General features: G+C 72.0%; 15 protein-coding genes. 10 read left to right on the plus strand and 5 right to left on the minus strand.

Annotated features, from left to right (window positions below; all coding sequences use genetic code 11):
* The first annotated feature begins 66 nt into the window (after positions 1 to 66).
* The 4 genes from IE177_RS00895 (at position 67) to IE177_RS00910 (ending at position 3,735) form a co-directional block, all read left to right on the plus strand.
* A complete protein-coding gene (locus tag IE177_RS00895) occupies positions 67 to 1,098 on the plus strand; it encodes a LacI family DNA-binding transcriptional regulator (RefSeq protein ID WP_190012729.1) in 1,032 nt (343 codons plus the stop codon).
* Between the two features lie 191 nt (positions 1,099 to 1,289).
* Positions 1,290 to 1,646, plus strand: coding sequence for a YciI family protein (locus tag IE177_RS00900; protein ID WP_190012730.1), 357 nt, complete (start codon positions 1,290 to 1,292; stop codon positions 1,644 to 1,646).
* A gap of 44 nt (positions 1,647 to 1,690) precedes the next feature.
* Positions 1,691 to 3,001 (plus strand): RNA polymerase sigma factor, encoded by a 1,311-nt coding sequence (locus IE177_RS00905; protein ID WP_190012731.1) that lies wholly within the window; start codon positions 1,691 to 1,693, stop codon positions 2,999 to 3,001.
* Positions 3,002 to 3,096: 95 nt separating this feature from the next.
* Positions 3,097 to 3,735: a Uma2 family endonuclease gene (locus IE177_RS00910; RefSeq protein ID WP_190012732.1), complete on the plus strand. Its 639-nt coding sequence runs from the start codon at positions 3,097 to 3,099 to the stop codon at positions 3,733 to 3,735.
* A gap of 16 nt (positions 3,736 to 3,751) precedes the next feature.
* Here IE177_RS00910 and IE177_RS00915 read toward each other — a convergent pair whose 3' ends face one another.
* Positions 3,752 to 4,918 (minus strand): THUMP-like domain-containing protein, encoded by a 1,167-nt coding sequence (locus IE177_RS00915; protein ID WP_373304984.1) that lies wholly within the window; start codon positions 4,916 to 4,918, stop codon positions 3,752 to 3,754.
* 90 nt (positions 4,919 to 5,008) lie between these two features.
* Here IE177_RS00915 and IE177_RS00920 point away from each other — a divergent pair, with 90 nt between their 5' ends.
* From IE177_RS00920 to groL, 4 genes are all read left to right on the plus strand, one after another.
* Entirely contained in the window at positions 5,009 to 5,926 is a 918-nt protein-coding gene (locus IE177_RS00920) for a polysaccharide deacetylase family protein (RefSeq protein WP_190012734.1), read from the plus strand.
* A complete protein-coding gene (locus IE177_RS00925; protein ID WP_373304985.1) occupies positions 5,923 to 6,756 on the plus strand; it encodes a polysaccharide deacetylase family protein in 834 nt (277 codons plus the stop codon). Before IE177_RS00920 ends, IE177_RS00925 begins: the two co-directional genes overlap by 4 nt.
* A gap of 390 nt (positions 6,757 to 7,146) precedes the next feature.
* The gene (gene groES, locus IE177_RS00930) at positions 7,147 to 7,455 is read left to right on the plus strand and encodes a co-chaperone GroES (RefSeq protein WP_020132158.1); all 309 of its coding nucleotides are present in this window, start codon (positions 7,147 to 7,149) and stop codon (positions 7,453 to 7,455) included.
* 123 nt (positions 7,456 to 7,578) lie between these two features.
* Positions 7,579 to 9,204 (plus strand): chaperonin GroEL, encoded by a 1,626-nt coding sequence (groL, locus tag IE177_RS00935; protein ID WP_190012735.1) that lies wholly within the window; start codon positions 7,579 to 7,581, stop codon positions 9,202 to 9,204.
* 99 nt (positions 9,205 to 9,303) lie between these two features.
* Here the strand turns inward: groL and IE177_RS00940 are convergent, their stop codons facing one another.
* The 3 genes from IE177_RS00940 to IE177_RS00950 all read right to left on the minus strand — a co-directional run bounded on the left by IE177_RS00940 (position 9,304) and on the right by IE177_RS00950 (position 11,694).
* Positions 9,304 to 10,011: an ester cyclase gene (locus IE177_RS00940; RefSeq protein WP_190012736.1), complete on the minus strand. Its 708-nt coding sequence runs from the start codon at positions 10,009 to 10,011 to the stop codon at positions 9,304 to 9,306.
* Between the two features lie 140 nt (positions 10,012 to 10,151).
* Positions 10,152 to 10,925 carry an SDR family NAD(P)-dependent oxidoreductase gene (locus tag IE177_RS00945; protein ID WP_190012737.1) on the minus strand — a complete coding sequence of 258 codons (774 nt, stop codon included), beginning with the start codon at positions 10,923 to 10,925 and terminating at the stop codon, positions 10,152 to 10,154.
* Positions 10,926 to 11,025: 100 nt separating this feature from the next.
* Entirely contained in the window at positions 11,026 to 11,694 is a 669-nt protein-coding gene (locus tag IE177_RS00950; RefSeq protein WP_190012738.1) for an MOSC domain-containing protein, read from the minus strand.
* A 78-nt stretch (positions 11,695 to 11,772) separates the two neighbouring features.
* Here IE177_RS00950 and IE177_RS00955 point away from each other — a divergent pair, with 78 nt between their 5' ends.
* Positions 11,773 to 12,681 carry a LysR family transcriptional regulator gene (locus IE177_RS00955; protein WP_190012739.1) on the plus strand — a complete coding sequence of 303 codons (909 nt, stop codon included), beginning with the start codon at positions 11,773 to 11,775 and terminating at the stop codon, positions 12,679 to 12,681.
* A gap of 146 nt (positions 12,682 to 12,827) precedes the next feature.
* Here the strand turns inward: IE177_RS00955 and IE177_RS00960 are convergent, their stop codons facing one another.
* Entirely contained in the window at positions 12,828 to 13,157 is a 330-nt protein-coding gene (locus IE177_RS00960; protein WP_190012740.1) for a WhiB family transcriptional regulator, read from the minus strand.
* Between the two features lie 381 nt (positions 13,158 to 13,538).
* Between IE177_RS00960 and IE177_RS00965 the strand changes: the two genes are divergently transcribed.
* Complete coding sequence (locus tag IE177_RS00965) at positions 13,539 to 14,150, plus strand: response regulator transcription factor (RefSeq protein ID WP_003948568.1); 612 nt, start codon at positions 13,539 to 13,541, stop codon at positions 14,148 to 14,150.
* The last annotated feature ends 20 nt before the right edge of the window (positions 14,151 to 14,170 follow it).

Genomic DNA, 14,170 nt, shown 5'->3' on the forward strand with positions numbered 1-14,170 from the left:
TCTTCCGATGTCCCATGGCGCCACCGCCCCTTCGTCGTGACGTCTCGCGGAGGTACGATCGCGCGCATGAAACCTTCGAAGTCCGCAGAATCGCAGACCGCGACCCTCGCCGAGATCGCCCGGGAGGCCGGGGTCTCCGCTCCGACTGTTTCGAAGGTCCTCAACGGCCGCGCGGACGTGGCCCCCGCGACCCGCGCCCGGGTCGAGGAACTGCTGCGCACCCACGGCTACCGGCGACGGCGCGCCGAGGCCTCGCGCTCCCCGCTGATCGACCTGGTCTTCCACGAGCTGGAGAGCGCCTGGGCGATGGAGGTCATCCGGGGTGTGGAGAACGTGGCCCGGGACGCCGGGCTGAGCGTCGTGCTGTCCGAGTCGGCCGGGCGGCTCACCCCGGGCCGGACCTGGGCCGACCAGGTGGCCGCCCGCCGCCCGCACGGCGTCGTCCTCGTGCTGTCCGGACTCGACGAGTCCCAGCGGGCCCTGCTGACCAGCCGGTCCATCCCCTTCGTCGTGATGGACCCGGCCGGCGACCCGGGCCCGGACGTGCCCTCCATCGGCGCCACCAACTGGCAGGGCGGCCTCGCCGCCACCCGCCACCTGGTGGAACTCGGCCACACCCGGATCGGCGCCATCAGCGGCCCCTCCCGGATGATGTGCAGCCGGGCCCGGGTGGACGGCTACCGGGCGGCCCTGGAGACGGCCGGGCTCCCGGTCGACCCCTCCCTCGTCGTGGCCGGCGACTTCCACCACGACGCCGGCTACCGCCTGGGCCTGGAGCTGCTGCGCCGCCCCGACCGGCCGACCGCCGTCTTCGCGGGCAACGACCTGCAGGCGCTCGGCCTCTACGAGGCCGCCCGCGAGCTGGGGCTGCGCATCCCGGAGGACCTGAGCGTCGTCGGCTTCGACGATCTGCCCGTGGCCCGCTGGGTCGGCCCGCCGCTGACGACCGTACGGCAGCCGCTGACCGAGATGGCCGAGGCCGCCGCCCGCCTGGTGCTGGAGCTGGGAAGCGCCGCGGAGGAGCGCACGGCGACCCGCGTGGAGCTGGCGACCAGCCTCGTCGTGCGGTCGAGCACGGCCGCGCTCGCGGCGGAGTGACGCCGGCGGCCGGAAGTTGACGTATCGAGGAGTCGGGCCCGTGGGAACACCGGGCCGGAAACAGCTCCGGGGAAAGAGCCGGAAAGATCTCCGGAAAAAAATCGGGGAACGTGTCGATCCGGGCGTCTCCCGTTCGACGCAAGGGGTGAGCGGCGGGAAACGGTCCCGTCGCCACGGCCGAAGGAGTCACCATGCCCCGCTACCTGTCCCTCGTGCGCATCGACGAGTCCTCCGTGCCCGCCGAGGGCCCCAGCGAGGACCTGATGCGGCGGATGGGCGAGCTGATCGAGGAGGTCACCAAGGCCGGCGTGATGCTCGACACCGCCGGACTCACCCCGTCCGCCCAGGGAACCCGCGTCACCTGGTCGGACGGCAGGATCTCCGTCACCGACGGACCGTTCACGGAGGCCAAGGAGGTCATCGGCGGCTACGCGCTCATGCAGTGCAAGGACAAGGCCGAGGCCCTGGAGTGGACCAAGCGCTTCCTGCAGGTCCACGAGGACTTCTGGACCGTGACCTGCGAGGTGCGCGAGATCGCCGAGGGCTGACCGTCCTTGGCCCTGCGGCCGCCGGGGGTGTTGCATGGTGGGCTGTGGAACCGCAGCCCACCCCGCCCCCGTCCGCCGCGCACGCCATCGAGACGGTCTTCCGCCTGGAGTCGCCCAAGGTGATCGCCGCCGTCGCCCGGATCGTCCGGGACGTCGGCATCGCCGAGGAACTGGCGCAGGACGCGCTCGTCGCCGCCCTGGAACGGTGGCCCCGCGACGGCGTGCCCGACAACCCCGGCGCGTGGCTCATGGCCACCGCCCGGCACCGTGCCGTCGACCTGGTCCGGCGCCGCGAGACCTACGCCCGCAAACTCGCCGGGATCGGCCGCGACCTGGAGACCACGGCACCGCCCGAGGCACCCGCCGACCCCGACGGCATCGACGACGACCTGCTCCGGCTCGTCTTCACCACCTGCCACCCGGCGCTGTCGCCGCAGGCCCGCATCGCGCTCACCCTGCGCCTGCTCGGCGGTCTGACCACGGCCGAGATCGCCCGCGCCCACCTCGTCCCCGAGCCGACGGTCGCCCAGCGGATCGTGCGCGCCAAACGCACGCTCGCCACGAGGAACGTGGCCTTCGAAGTGCCGTACGGACCCGACCGCGAGGCCCGCCTCGGTTCCGTCCTCGAGGTCATCTACCTGATCTTCAACGAGGGGTACGCGGCCACCGCGGGCGACGACCTGCTGCGGCCCGGCCTCTGCGAGGACGCCCTGCGCCTGGCCCGCCTGCTGTCCGCGCTGATGCCCAAGGAGAGCGAGGTGCACGGCCTGACGGCGCTGCTCGAGTTCCAGGCGTCCCGTTCCGCCGCCCGTACCGGACCCGACGGCGCACCGGTGCTGCTGAAGGACCAGAACCGCCGCCGCTGGAACCGCCTGCTCATCGCGCGCGGCATCCGCGCCCTCGCCCGCGCCGAAGCCACGGCGTCCGGCGCCGCCGGCCCCTACGCCCTCCAGGCGGCCATCGCCGCGTGCCACGCGCACGCGTACACCTACGAGGAGACCGACTGGCGCGCCATCGCCACCCTGTACGCCCTGCTGGCGGCCCGCTCCCCGTCCCCGGTGGTCGAGCTGAACCGCGCGGTCGCCGTCGCGATGGCCGAGGGGCCGGCACAGGGCCTGCAGCTCGTCGACGCCCTGACCGCGGAACCCGCCCTGCACGACTACCACCTGCTCCCCAGCGTCCGCGCCGACCTGCTGTCCCGCCTGGGCCGCACGGCGGAGGCCCGTGCGGAGTTCGAGCGCGCGGCCTCCCTCACCCGCAACGCCCGCGAACGCGAGCTGCTGCGGCGCCGGGCCACCGAGACACGTCCCGGCGAACACGAGGACACCACTCCTTCGGATGATCAACGGACGTAAGGGCGTGCGATACCGGGGCGGCTGCGTAGCGTCACGGCTGTCGCTTGTGCCGTAGTGGCGCTCCCGCCCACACTTGAAGGAGGAGGTGCTTCACGATGACCGCTCTCGCAGAAGAGGTGGCCCCGGTGGTGGCAGACAAGCCGGCTTCCGAACCGGTTTCCGACCTGGACGAGGTCCTGTGGCAGGCGTGGAAGGCCATGGATCTCCCCGAGGGCTACCGCGCCGAGATCATCGAGGGGGCCATCGAGGTGTCGCCTACCGGTCGCCGTCGTCACACTGTCCTGATTGGCCGCCTCCGCCGTGCACTTGATACCCACTTGGCGGGGAGCGACTACGCGGTTCATCACGACGGCAACGTCATCCACCGCCACAAGGCCTGGATCCCCGACCTCTTCGTCGCCCCCGTCGACCTCGACGACATCCCCGACGAGGAGGGCCTGGGCGTCGACGCCGGCGGCGTGAAGATGGTCGTCGAGGTCACCTCGCCAGGTCACCGCAACCTCCAGCGCGACCGCGTCCGTAAGCGCCGTGAGTACGCCAGGGCGGGCATCCCGGTGTACGTCGTGATCGTCGACGACTTCGACGACGAGGGAGCCGTCGTCGTGCTGACGTCCCCCGACGCGAAGAAGGCCAGGTACACCGATGAGCACCGCGTCCCCTACGGCACCGACGCGGTGATCCCGGAGGGGCCGGCCAAGGGGTTCGCCGTGGGCAAGGCGATCGTCGCGTCCTGAACAGGGCGTCAGGGCGTCAGGGCGCCGGGTGGCCGATCAGCATCGTCGGGGCGCCCGCGACGCGGGTGAGGAAGACCGTGGCGGAGTGGGGGCCCTGCGGTTTGACCTTCCTGCGCAGTTCCTCGGGCTCGACCGCCGAGCCCCGCTTCTTCACGGTCAGCGTGCCGACCTCCCGCTCCCTCAGCAGGGCCTTCAGCTTCTTGACGCCGAAGGGGAGCTGGTCGGTGATCCGGTAGGCCGAGGCGAACGGGGTGGGCCGCAGCTCGTCGGCGGTGACGTACGCGATCGTCGCGTCGACGAGTCCGCCGCCGACCTCCTCGGCCACCTCGGCGATCAGGTGCGCGCGGATCACGGCGCCGTCGGGCTCGTACAGGTAACGGCCCACGGGCCGCACATCGGGGTCCGGCAGACCCCGGCCGGGCAGGGTGCGCGGGCCGGGCAGCAGGGTGGCCCGTACGGCACCCGGCGCGCCGGTGCCGAACCACAGCACCGCCTCCTTCACGTCCCCGCCGTCGGACACCCACTCGGCCTCGGCGTCGGCGGGCACCGCCTCGTGCGGGACGCCCGGCGCGATCTTGAGCGCCGCCCGGGGCGCCGTACGGGCCGCGCCGACGGCCCATGACAGGGGCGGGGAGTAGGCCTCCGGATCGAAGATCCGGCCGCGGCCGCCCCGCCGGGCCGGGTCCACGAACACCGCGTCGTACCCGGACGTGTCCACGGCCGTGACGTCGGCCTCCCGCACCTCGATCAGGCCGGCCAGGCCCAGCGCCTCGGCGTTGGCCCGCGCCACCGCGGCCGTCAGCGGGTCCCGGTCCACCGCCAGCACCCGGATGCCGGCCCGTGCCAGTGCGATGGCGTCGCCGCCGATCCCGCAGCACAGGTCGGCGACCGAGGTCACGCCCAGCTCCGCGAAGCGCCGCGCCCGGTAGGCCGCCACGCCGGCCCGCGTCGACTGCTCGACCCCGTTCGGCGTGAAGAACATCCGCCCGGCGTCCTCGGCCCCGAACTTCGCCGCCGCCCGCTGCCGCAGCCGCGCCTGGCCGAGCGCGGCCGACACCAGCTCGGCCGGGTGGTCGCGGCGCAGCCGGGTGGCGACGGCCAGCTCCTGCGCGGGCTCGGTGTCGCGCACCTCGTCGAGGAGGGCGCGGCCTTCTGGGGTGAGGAGGAGGTCGAGGTCGTTCACCGGGTCATTGTGGGCCAGTCGGTGGATGGTGCGCCCGCGGCGGAGGTGTCGGCCCGGGTCACGGGCCGGGTCCTGGGAGGATCCGGCACCATGCGAACAGTAGGACAAAATGACAAAAATAGGTCCCATCTCAGGCGTCTGGCCCTCGGATGCGGCGCCGCCGCCCTCGCGTCCGCCGCCCTTCTCTCCGGCTGCTCGAACCCCGACACCACCCACGGCGCGACCGGCCAGGGCGGCCCCGCCCGCGCCCGCGCCGCGGACCCCGCCGCCGCCCGGGCCGCCGAGCACGCCCGTCTGGTGGCCGCCGCCCGGCGCTGGCAGGTGGACCGGGTCCCGCTGACGCCCCCACCGCCGCCCAGGGTGAAGCCGAAGATCACCGCCCGTGCCGGGTTCGAGGTGGACCACCAGGAGGACTGGGCACTGCCGCCGGTCTTCACCACGATCCCCACCAGGCAGAAGGTCGTCTTCCTGACGATCGACGACGGCGCCGAGAAGGACCCCCGGTTCCTCGCCATGATGCGGGACCTGAAGATCCCCTACACCGCCTTCCTCAGCGACTACCTGGTGAAGGACGACTACGCCTACTTCCGCCGGATGCGCTCCTTCGGGCACACCCTGAACAACCACACCCTGCACCACCCCTACCTGCCTGGCCTGTCCTACGAGGAGCAGAAGGACGAGATCTGCGGCATGCAGGCCGTCATGCAGAAGCAGTTCGGCAGGGCGCCCACCGTCTTCCGCCCGCCTTACGGCAACTACAACCAGGACACCCTGGTCGCCGCCAAGGAGTGCGGCATCAAGTACGCGCCGATCTGGAACGAGGAGGTCTTCGTCGACCACTGGGAGTACCGCGAGGACGACCAGAAGCTGCGCCCCGGCGACATCGTCCTCACCCACTTCCGCGGCCGGGACGACTGGGACGGCACGATGGTCGACGACATGCGCCGCTTCCTGAACAAGGTCACGCGCGAGGGCTACGCCGTGGCCCGCCTGGAGGACTACCTGTGAAGCGGGTGCGGGGCCGCCTGGCCGGGGTCGTCGCCTCGGCCCTCGCCCCGGCCCTGCTGCTCGCCGGGTGCGCGCAGTCCGTCGACCCGATCGAGCGCCTGGGCAAGAAGGCCGCCGAGGGCGTACGCCAGCCCCGCCCCGCCCCCGACCGGGCCTACCGCCGCTGGGGCCTGACCGAGCCCCTGCCCCGCCCGCCCCGGCCCACCGCCCGGCCCCTCGCCCGCGGCCCGCACACCGCGGGCCGCGCCCTGCCCCGCGTCGTGGACCACGTCCCCACCCGGGACCGTGTCGTCTTCCTCACCTACGACGACGGCGCCGAGAAGGACCCCCGCTTCGTCGACATGGTCCGCGAACTCCGCCTCCCCGTCAGCATGTTCCTCACCGACAGCGTCGCCGGCCCCGGCTACGGCCACTTCGCCCGCCTGCGCCGCCTCGGCGCCGGCATCCAGAACCACACCCTCGACCACCGCGCCCTGGGCGGGCAGCCGTACGCCGGACAGCGCGCCGAGATCTGCGGCCAGCAGGACCGGCTCCGGACCCGCCTCGGCGCCCGCCCCCGTCTCTTCCGCCCGCCCTACGGCACGTACGACACCACGACCCTGCGCGCCGCGGCGGACTGCGGCATCACCGCCCTCGTCCTGTGGCGCGCCGCGCTCACCCCGGCCGGCCTCGCCTACACCCGCGGCGACCACCACCTGCGCCCCGGCGACATCGTCCTGGTGGGCCCCGACGAGTCCACGGGCCCACCCCTCACGACACGCACGACGAGAATCCTGCGCGGAGCACGGCAACGCGGCCTGACGGTGGGCCGTCTGGAGGACTACCTGTAGAACCCCAGCCGATCCGGCTGTGCTGACCGATCGGCGCTGTACTCGCCGAGCCCGTCCGGCCGTCCCCACCCAGCCCGTCCGGCCGTCCCCACCCAGCCCGTCCGGCGTTTGAGGACGAGGCCGTACAGGCCGAAGCTGGGGCCTGGGAGCGGCAGCCCCCAGACAGCGCGACCGGGGGCCCGCAGACCCCCACCCCGCCGACGCGCCGCACGGCAATTGGCACTCCGCTTGACCGAGTGCTAATCGCGGTCATAGTCTCGGCTCTGGCACTCGACGCGTGAGAGTGCCAACAACGCGACGGGCAGGTCCGGCACCCGCGACGACGGATCGACCTGGTCGCCACCTCAGACAGTGAAACCCCGTGAGATCTCCGAAGGGGGAGGTCGGATCGTGACGACCACCAGCTCCAAGGTTGCCATCAAGCCGCTCGAGGACCGCATCGTGGTCCAGCCGCTCGACGCCGAGCAGACCACCGCCTCTGGCCTGGTCATCCCGGACACCGCGAAGGAGAAGCCCCAGGAGGGCGCCGTCCTCGCCGTGGGTCCGGGCCGCTTCGAGAACGGCGAGCGCCTGCCGCTCGACGTCAAGGTCGGCGACGTCGTCCTGTACAGCAAGTACGGCGGCACCGAGGTGAAGTACAACGGCGAGGAGTACCTCGTCCTCTCGGCTCGCGACGTCCTCGCGATCATCGAGAAGTAAGTCACCTCGAGCACTTTTGATGCTTGACGCTGCGCCCCTGGCCCCCGCGACCACATAAGAAGCCGGGCGCCCGGGGCGCAGTGCATTTTCCGTTCACAGATTTCCGAGAGGGCTCCCGCTGTCATGGCGAAGATCCTGAAGTTCGACGAGGACGCCCGTCGCGCCCTCGAGCGCGGCGTCAACAAGCTTGCCGACACGGTGAAGGTGACGATCGGCCCCAAGGGCCGCAACGTCGTCATCGACAAGAAGTTCGGCGCCCCCACCATCACCAACGACGGTGTCACGATCGCCCGCGAGGTCGAGATCGAGGACCCGTACGAGAACCTCGGCGCGCAGCTGGTGAAGGAGGTGGCGACCAAGACCAACGACATCGCTGGTGACGGCACCACCACCGCCACCGTGCTGGCCCAGGCGCTGGTGCGCGAGGGCCTGCGGAACGTCGCCGCCGGCGCCTCCCCGGCCGCCCTGAAGAAGGGCATCGACGCCGCGGTCAAGGCCGTCTCCGAGGACCTGCTCGCCACGGCCCGCCCGATCGACGAGAAGTCCGACATCGCCGCCGTCGCCGCGCTGTCCGCCCAGGACCAGCAGGTCGGCGAGCTGATCGCCGAGGCGATGGACAAGGTCGGCAAGGATGGTGTCATCACCGTCGAGGAGTCCAACACCTTCGGTCTGGAGCTGGACTTCACCGAGGGCATGGCCTTCGACAAGGGCTACCTGTCGCCGTACTTCGTCACGGACCAGGAGCGCATGGAGGCCGTCCTCGACGAGCCGTACATCCTGATCCACCAGGGCAAGATCGCCGCCATCGCGGACCTGCTGCCGCTGCTGGAGAAGGTCATCCAGACCAACTCCTCCAAGCCGCTGCTGATCATCGCCGAGGACGTCGAGGGCGAGGCCCTGTCGACCCTGGTCGTCAACAAGATCCGCGGCACCTTCAACGCCGTCGCGGTGAAGGCCCCCGGCTTCGGCGACCGCCGCAAGGCGATGCTGCAGGACATGGCCGTCCTCACCGGCGCCACCGTCATCTCCGAGGAGGTCGGCCTCAAGCTCGACCAGGTCGGCATCGACGTGCTCGGCTCCGCCCGCCGCATCACCGTCACCAAGGACGACACCACGATCGTCGACGGCGCCGGCAACAAGGCGGACGTCGAAGGCCGCGTCGCGCAGATCAAGGCCGAGATCGAGAGCACCGACTCCGACTGGGACCGCGAGAAGCTCCAGGAGCGCCTCGCCAAGCTGGCCGGCGGCGTGTGCGTGATCAAGGTCGGCGCCGCCACCGAGGTGGAGCTGAAGGAGAAGAAGCACCGTCTGGAGGACGCCATCTCCGCGACCCGCGCCGCGGTCGAGGAGGGCATCGTCTCCGGTGGCGGCTCCGCACTGGTCCACGCCTCCAAGGTCCTCGAGGGCAACCTCGACAAGACCGGCGACGAGGCCACCGGTGTCGCCGTGGTCCGCAACGCCGTGGTCGAGCCGCTGCGCTGGATCGGCGAGAACGCCGGCCAGGAGGGCTACGTCATCGTCTCCAAGGTCAAGGACCTGGAGAAGGGCCAGGGCTACAACGCCGCCACCGGCGAGTACGGCGACCTGGTGAAGGCCGGCGTCATCGACCCGGTCAAGGTCACCCGCTCCGCCCTGGAGAACGCGGCCTCCATCGCCTCCCTGCTGCTCACGACCGAGACCCTGGTCGTCGAGAAGAAGGAAGAGGAAGAGCCGGCCGCCGCGGGCCACGGCCACGGCCACGCCCACTGATCGCTGCGCCCGGCCCAGCCGGACGAACGGTGCCCAGTCCCCTGCGGGGGGCTGGGCACCCGGCGTTTCGGGCGGTGGACAGGGTTCGCCCTTCCTTCCTCACTGCTCCAGCTCGTCCAGCGCACCCAGTTGCTGCATCAGCCCCAGCTGGTCGTGCTGCCACCACGTCTCGGTGATCTTGCCGTGGGCGCCGAAGCGGAACAGGGTCATGCCGGTCATGGTGACCTGCCTGCCGGTGGCCGGGACGCCCAGGAAGTCGGCCTTGTGCGTCGCGTTCCACGTCCAGCGCGCGCACGCCTGGTCACCCTGGGCGAGGACGTCCTCGACGGTGAACGCGAAGTCGAAGGCGCCGCGCCACATCCGGTACTCGCTGCGGACGCTGTCCAGGCCGATCGTGTCCTGCGGGTTCACCGGATCGTGGCTGTGGACGTCCTCGTCGAGCAGGTCGTTGAGGGGAGGCAGGTCGCCCGGGGTGGCGAGCGCCTCGAAGAAACGCCGCACGGTGTCCACCGACAGCGCCTCGTCCCGTACGACGTCGAGGTCGGTGAACGTCGGCATCTCGTCGCAGAGCGCGACCATGCCCTGGAAGATCCGGTCGGTCTCCGGGAGGTTCGAGTTGCGCATCGCGTCCTCGTACGACCCGAACTCCACCACCTCGACGATGTGCGACGCGTCCGAGCGGTCCGTGCCCACCACCGCGTGCGTCGCCGTCCGCCTGCCCCTGGTCTGCTCGACCCAGTCGTCGATGAGCCGGTTCATCTCGTCCAGCCGGCTCGTCCTGCACTCGATGAGCTGTACGAAGGTCATGACGCCGCCTCCGGCCCCCCTGGTCGGGTACCGTCCCGCCCATCTTCCCACCGGAACACGGGCGTCACCCGTCCTGCCGGGGCCCGTCCCACGGGAGCCCCTGCTCGCTATCGGGGCCTGTCCCACGGGGGCCGTACTCGTCACTGGGGCCCGTACTTGCGCCCCGTCCGGGAGCTGATCCCGCCCAGCAGCCCGCGCGGGGTGATCTTCACCAGGCCCATCAGCGCCTTGTAGCGGGGGTCCGGGACGGACAGCGACTTGCCCCGGGCCAGGTCCGCCAGGGCGGCCGCGACCAGCTTGTCGGCGTCCAGCCACATCCACCCCGGGATGTTGTCCGTGCCCATACCGGCCCGCTGGTGGAACTCGGTGCGCACGAAACCGGGGCACAGGGCCATCAGGCGGACGCCCGTACCGGCCAGGTCCTTCGCCGCGCCCTGGGTGAACTGCACGACCCACGCCTTCGACGCCCCGTACGTGCCCCGGGGCACGAAGGCGGCCACCGAGGCGACGTTGACGACGCCGCCCCGCCCGCGCTCCCGCATCGCCCCGGCCGCCGCCGACGTCAGCCGGAGCACCGCCTCGCAGTGCACCTTGAGCATCCTCAGCTCGTCGGCCATCGACACGTCGAGGTAGCGGCCCTTGTTGCCGAAACCGGCGTTGTTGATGAGCAGGTCGACCGCGCTCTTGCGGTCGCCGAGCCGGTCGGCGACCGCCTCGATGCCCCGGTCCTCGGCGAGGTCGGCGGTCAGCACCTCGACCTCGATCCCGTGCCGGTCGTGCAGCTCGGTCGCCTGTTCGCGCAACCGCCTGGTGTCCCGCGCCACCAGGACGAGGTCATGCCCGTCAGCCGCCAGCCGCCGCGCGAACGCGGCGCCGATCCCCGCGGTCGATCCCGTAATCAGAGCCGTTGTCATGGCCCAAGGGTAGTGACCCGGACCCACGGCTTCCGGTGCGGTGACGGCCCCGCGGGGCCTCCCGGCACCCCGCCGGGCCGTCAGCGCGTCCCGGTGTCCCTCAGCGCGCCTGGGCGGCGGCGTACGCGCGTGCCTTCGCCAGGGTCTCGGCGTCCAGCGCCTCGCCCGCGGCGAGCAGCCCGGGCAGCAGTTCCCGCTCGGTGGTGACCGCGCGGAACTGCAACGCGGCCGTCACCCCGTGCTCCGGACGGTGCACGACCTCGATCGGGTCGCCCGCGCTGATCTCGCCCGGCTCGATCACCCGGAGGTAGGCGCCCGTCGCGCCCTTCCGGGTGAATCTCCCGACCCACCCGCGTTCGCCCAGATGGCCCTGGAATGTACGGCACGGGATCCGCCCCGAGGCCACCTCCAGCACCACCCCGGAACCGATCCGCCAGCGCTCGCCGATCAGCGCGCCGGAGACGTCCAGGCCGTCCGTCGTCAGGTTCTCGCCGAAGGAGCCGTTGGCGAGGTAGCGGCCGAGTTCGCATTCCCAGGCGTCGAGGTCCTCGCGCGCGAACGCGTACACCGCCTTGTCGTCGCCGCCGTGGTGCCGCGTGTCGCACACGGCGTCCCCGGCGAGCCCGCTCGCGCCGACCCCCTTCGGACCCGGCGCCGCCACCCGCACCGGCCCGTCGGCCGGTTTCTTGTCGATGCCGGTCAGGCCCTGCGGCTGGTCCGTGTACGGCACCGGCCGCGGGCTGCCCAGATTGACGGAGAGAAGCTTCATGCCCGCACGGTACGCGATCTCCTCAAAGCCGCCACCGAATATGGGACGCCGCCCCCAAGAAGCGCTTATGCTCGATCGGTGATCGAGGCCCGTCATCTCCGCGTCCTGCGCGCCGTCGCCACCACCGGATCCTTCTCCGCGGCGGGGCGTGAACTGGGCTGCACCCAGCCCGCCGTCAGCCAGCAGATGAAGGCCCTGGAGGCCTCGGTCGGCACGCCGCTGCTCGTCCGCGCCGGCCGCGAGATGCGCCTCACCCAGGCCGGCGAGGCCCTGGTGCGGCACGCCTCCGGCATCCTCGCCGGGCTCACCGCGGCCGAGGAGGAGGTCGCCGCCATCGCGGGCCTGCGAGCCGGCCGGGTCCGGCTGGTCTCCTTCCCCAGCGGCAGCTCCACCCTGGTCCCCACCGCCCTGGCCGCCCTGCGCGCGGCCCACCCCGGTACCCGCGTCTCGCTGGAGGAGGCCGAGCCCCCGAGGTCCGTCGAGCTGCTGCGCGAGGGCGACTGCGACCTGGCCCTCGCCTTCCGCTACGAGGGTGCGGCGGTCGCCGAGGACTGGGACGACCTGGTCGTACGTCCCCTGCTCGCGGACCGCCTGGTGGCCCTGGTCCCGGAACGGCACCGGCTCGCGCGCGCGGAGAGCGTCGCCATCGGCGAGCTGGCCCAGGAGCCGTGGATCGCGGGCTGCCCGCGCTGCCGCGGACAGTTGGTGCAGGTCTGCGAGGGGGCCGGTTTCACCCCGCGCATCGACTTCGCGACCGACGACTACCCGGCGGTGGTCGGCCTGGTCGGCGCCGGGCTGGGGGTGGCCGTGCTGCCGCAGCTGGCGGTGGAGTCGGTACGGCCGAGGGGCGCGCGGGTCGTACGGCTGGAACCGGAGGTACGGCGGCAGATCGTCGCCCTCACCCTGCCCGACCTGGCACAGGTGCCGACCGTGGCGGCGACGCTGGAACAGCTGGCCCGGGCGGCTCGGGGGGTCGGGCGGTCATAGGGCCGGCGTGGGGCGCGCCGGTCGTCCGGCGCGTCAGCAGAGGCCGTTGCCCGCGCCGGCAGGGGCCCGCGGCATCGCGGGCGCGCGCGTGCGTGCCCGGTGGAGAGTGACCGCACCCGGCGGGCGATGGGTGCAGAAACGTTCCTTCAGTGGTGCTGGGCGGTGTCCCCGCTTGTGGTCGACGCCGACACCAGGCGGTTGCGTGCCCGCCCCATCAGCTCTTCGCGCTCGTCCTCGGTCAGGCCGCCCCAGACTCCGTACGGTTCGCGCACCGCCAGGGCGTGGGCGGCGCACTCCGCACGGACCGGGCACCTCATGCAGACCTCCTTGGCCGAGTTCTCGCGTGCACTCCTAGCCGCTCCGCGCTCACCCTCCGGGTGGAAGAAGAGCGAGCTGTCCACCCCTCGGCAGGCAGCCAGCAGCTGCCAGTCCCACAGGTCCGCGTTCGGTCCGGGAAGGCGGGAGAAATCTGCCATTGCGTGACCCCTTGTAGCCGTTCTGGGTGGATACGGTGGCAATAACCGTATGTGTCCGGTCTAAGGAGATGAAAATATGACTCATTGCGAATCTAGCCCCGGACACCGCGAAACGGGAAGAAAAAGGGCTGAATGGGGCATAGGTTGTGATGAAAAGTTGAGAGTCCAACGGGCATGTCTGCACCGTGTCGGCGCCCTCACGTAGAGTGCCGAAGATGGCACGCAGCCCCGTAACTCTTTCGAGTGACCGTCGTTGAGAGTGCGGAGGCGGTTGAAAACACAAGCGCTCGGGCAGGCGTCCGAGACGGTCGACCGCACAGGTGACGATTCCGTACCAGCCTGGAGGCTCAAGGTGACGCGCATCAGCTGCGGAGGGCGGTCATGACTTCCGTCCTCGTCTGCGACGACTCCCCGCTTGCCCGAGAAGCGCTCCGCCGCGCGGTCGCGACCGTGCCCGGTGTCGAGCGCGTGACGACGGCGGCCAACGGCGAGGAAGTCCTCCGCCGCTGGGGCGCCGACCGCTCCGACCTGATCCTGATGGACGTACGCATGCCCGGTCTGGGCGGCGTCGAGACCGTGCGCCGGCTGCTGTCCGCCGACCCGGGCGCCCGCATCATCATGCTGACCGTGGCCGAGGACCTCGACGGCGTGGCCCTCGCGGTCGCCGCCGGCGCCCGGGGCTACCTGCACAAGGACGCCTCGCGCGCGGAGCTGCGGGCCACGGTGACGCAGGCGCTGGCCGACCCGACCTGGCGACTGGCCCCCCGCCGGCTCCGCTCGGCCGAGATGGGCGCCGCGCCCACGCTCACCGCGCGCGAGATCCAGGTCCTGGAGGGCATGAGCCACGGCCGCTCCAACGCCGAGATCGGCCGCGAGCTGTTCCTGTCCGAGGACACGGTCAAGACCCACGCCCGGCGCCTGTTCAAGAAGCTCGGCGCCTCGGACCGCGCCCACGCGGTGGCACTCGGCTTCCGCTGGGGACTGGTCCGGTAGGACGTGCGCGGCCCCGCGGG

Source organism: Streptomyces lucensis JCM 4490 (genome assembly GCF_014650035.1).
Lineage (GTDB): Bacteria > Actinomycetota > Actinomycetes > Streptomycetales > Streptomycetaceae > Streptomyces > Streptomyces lucensis.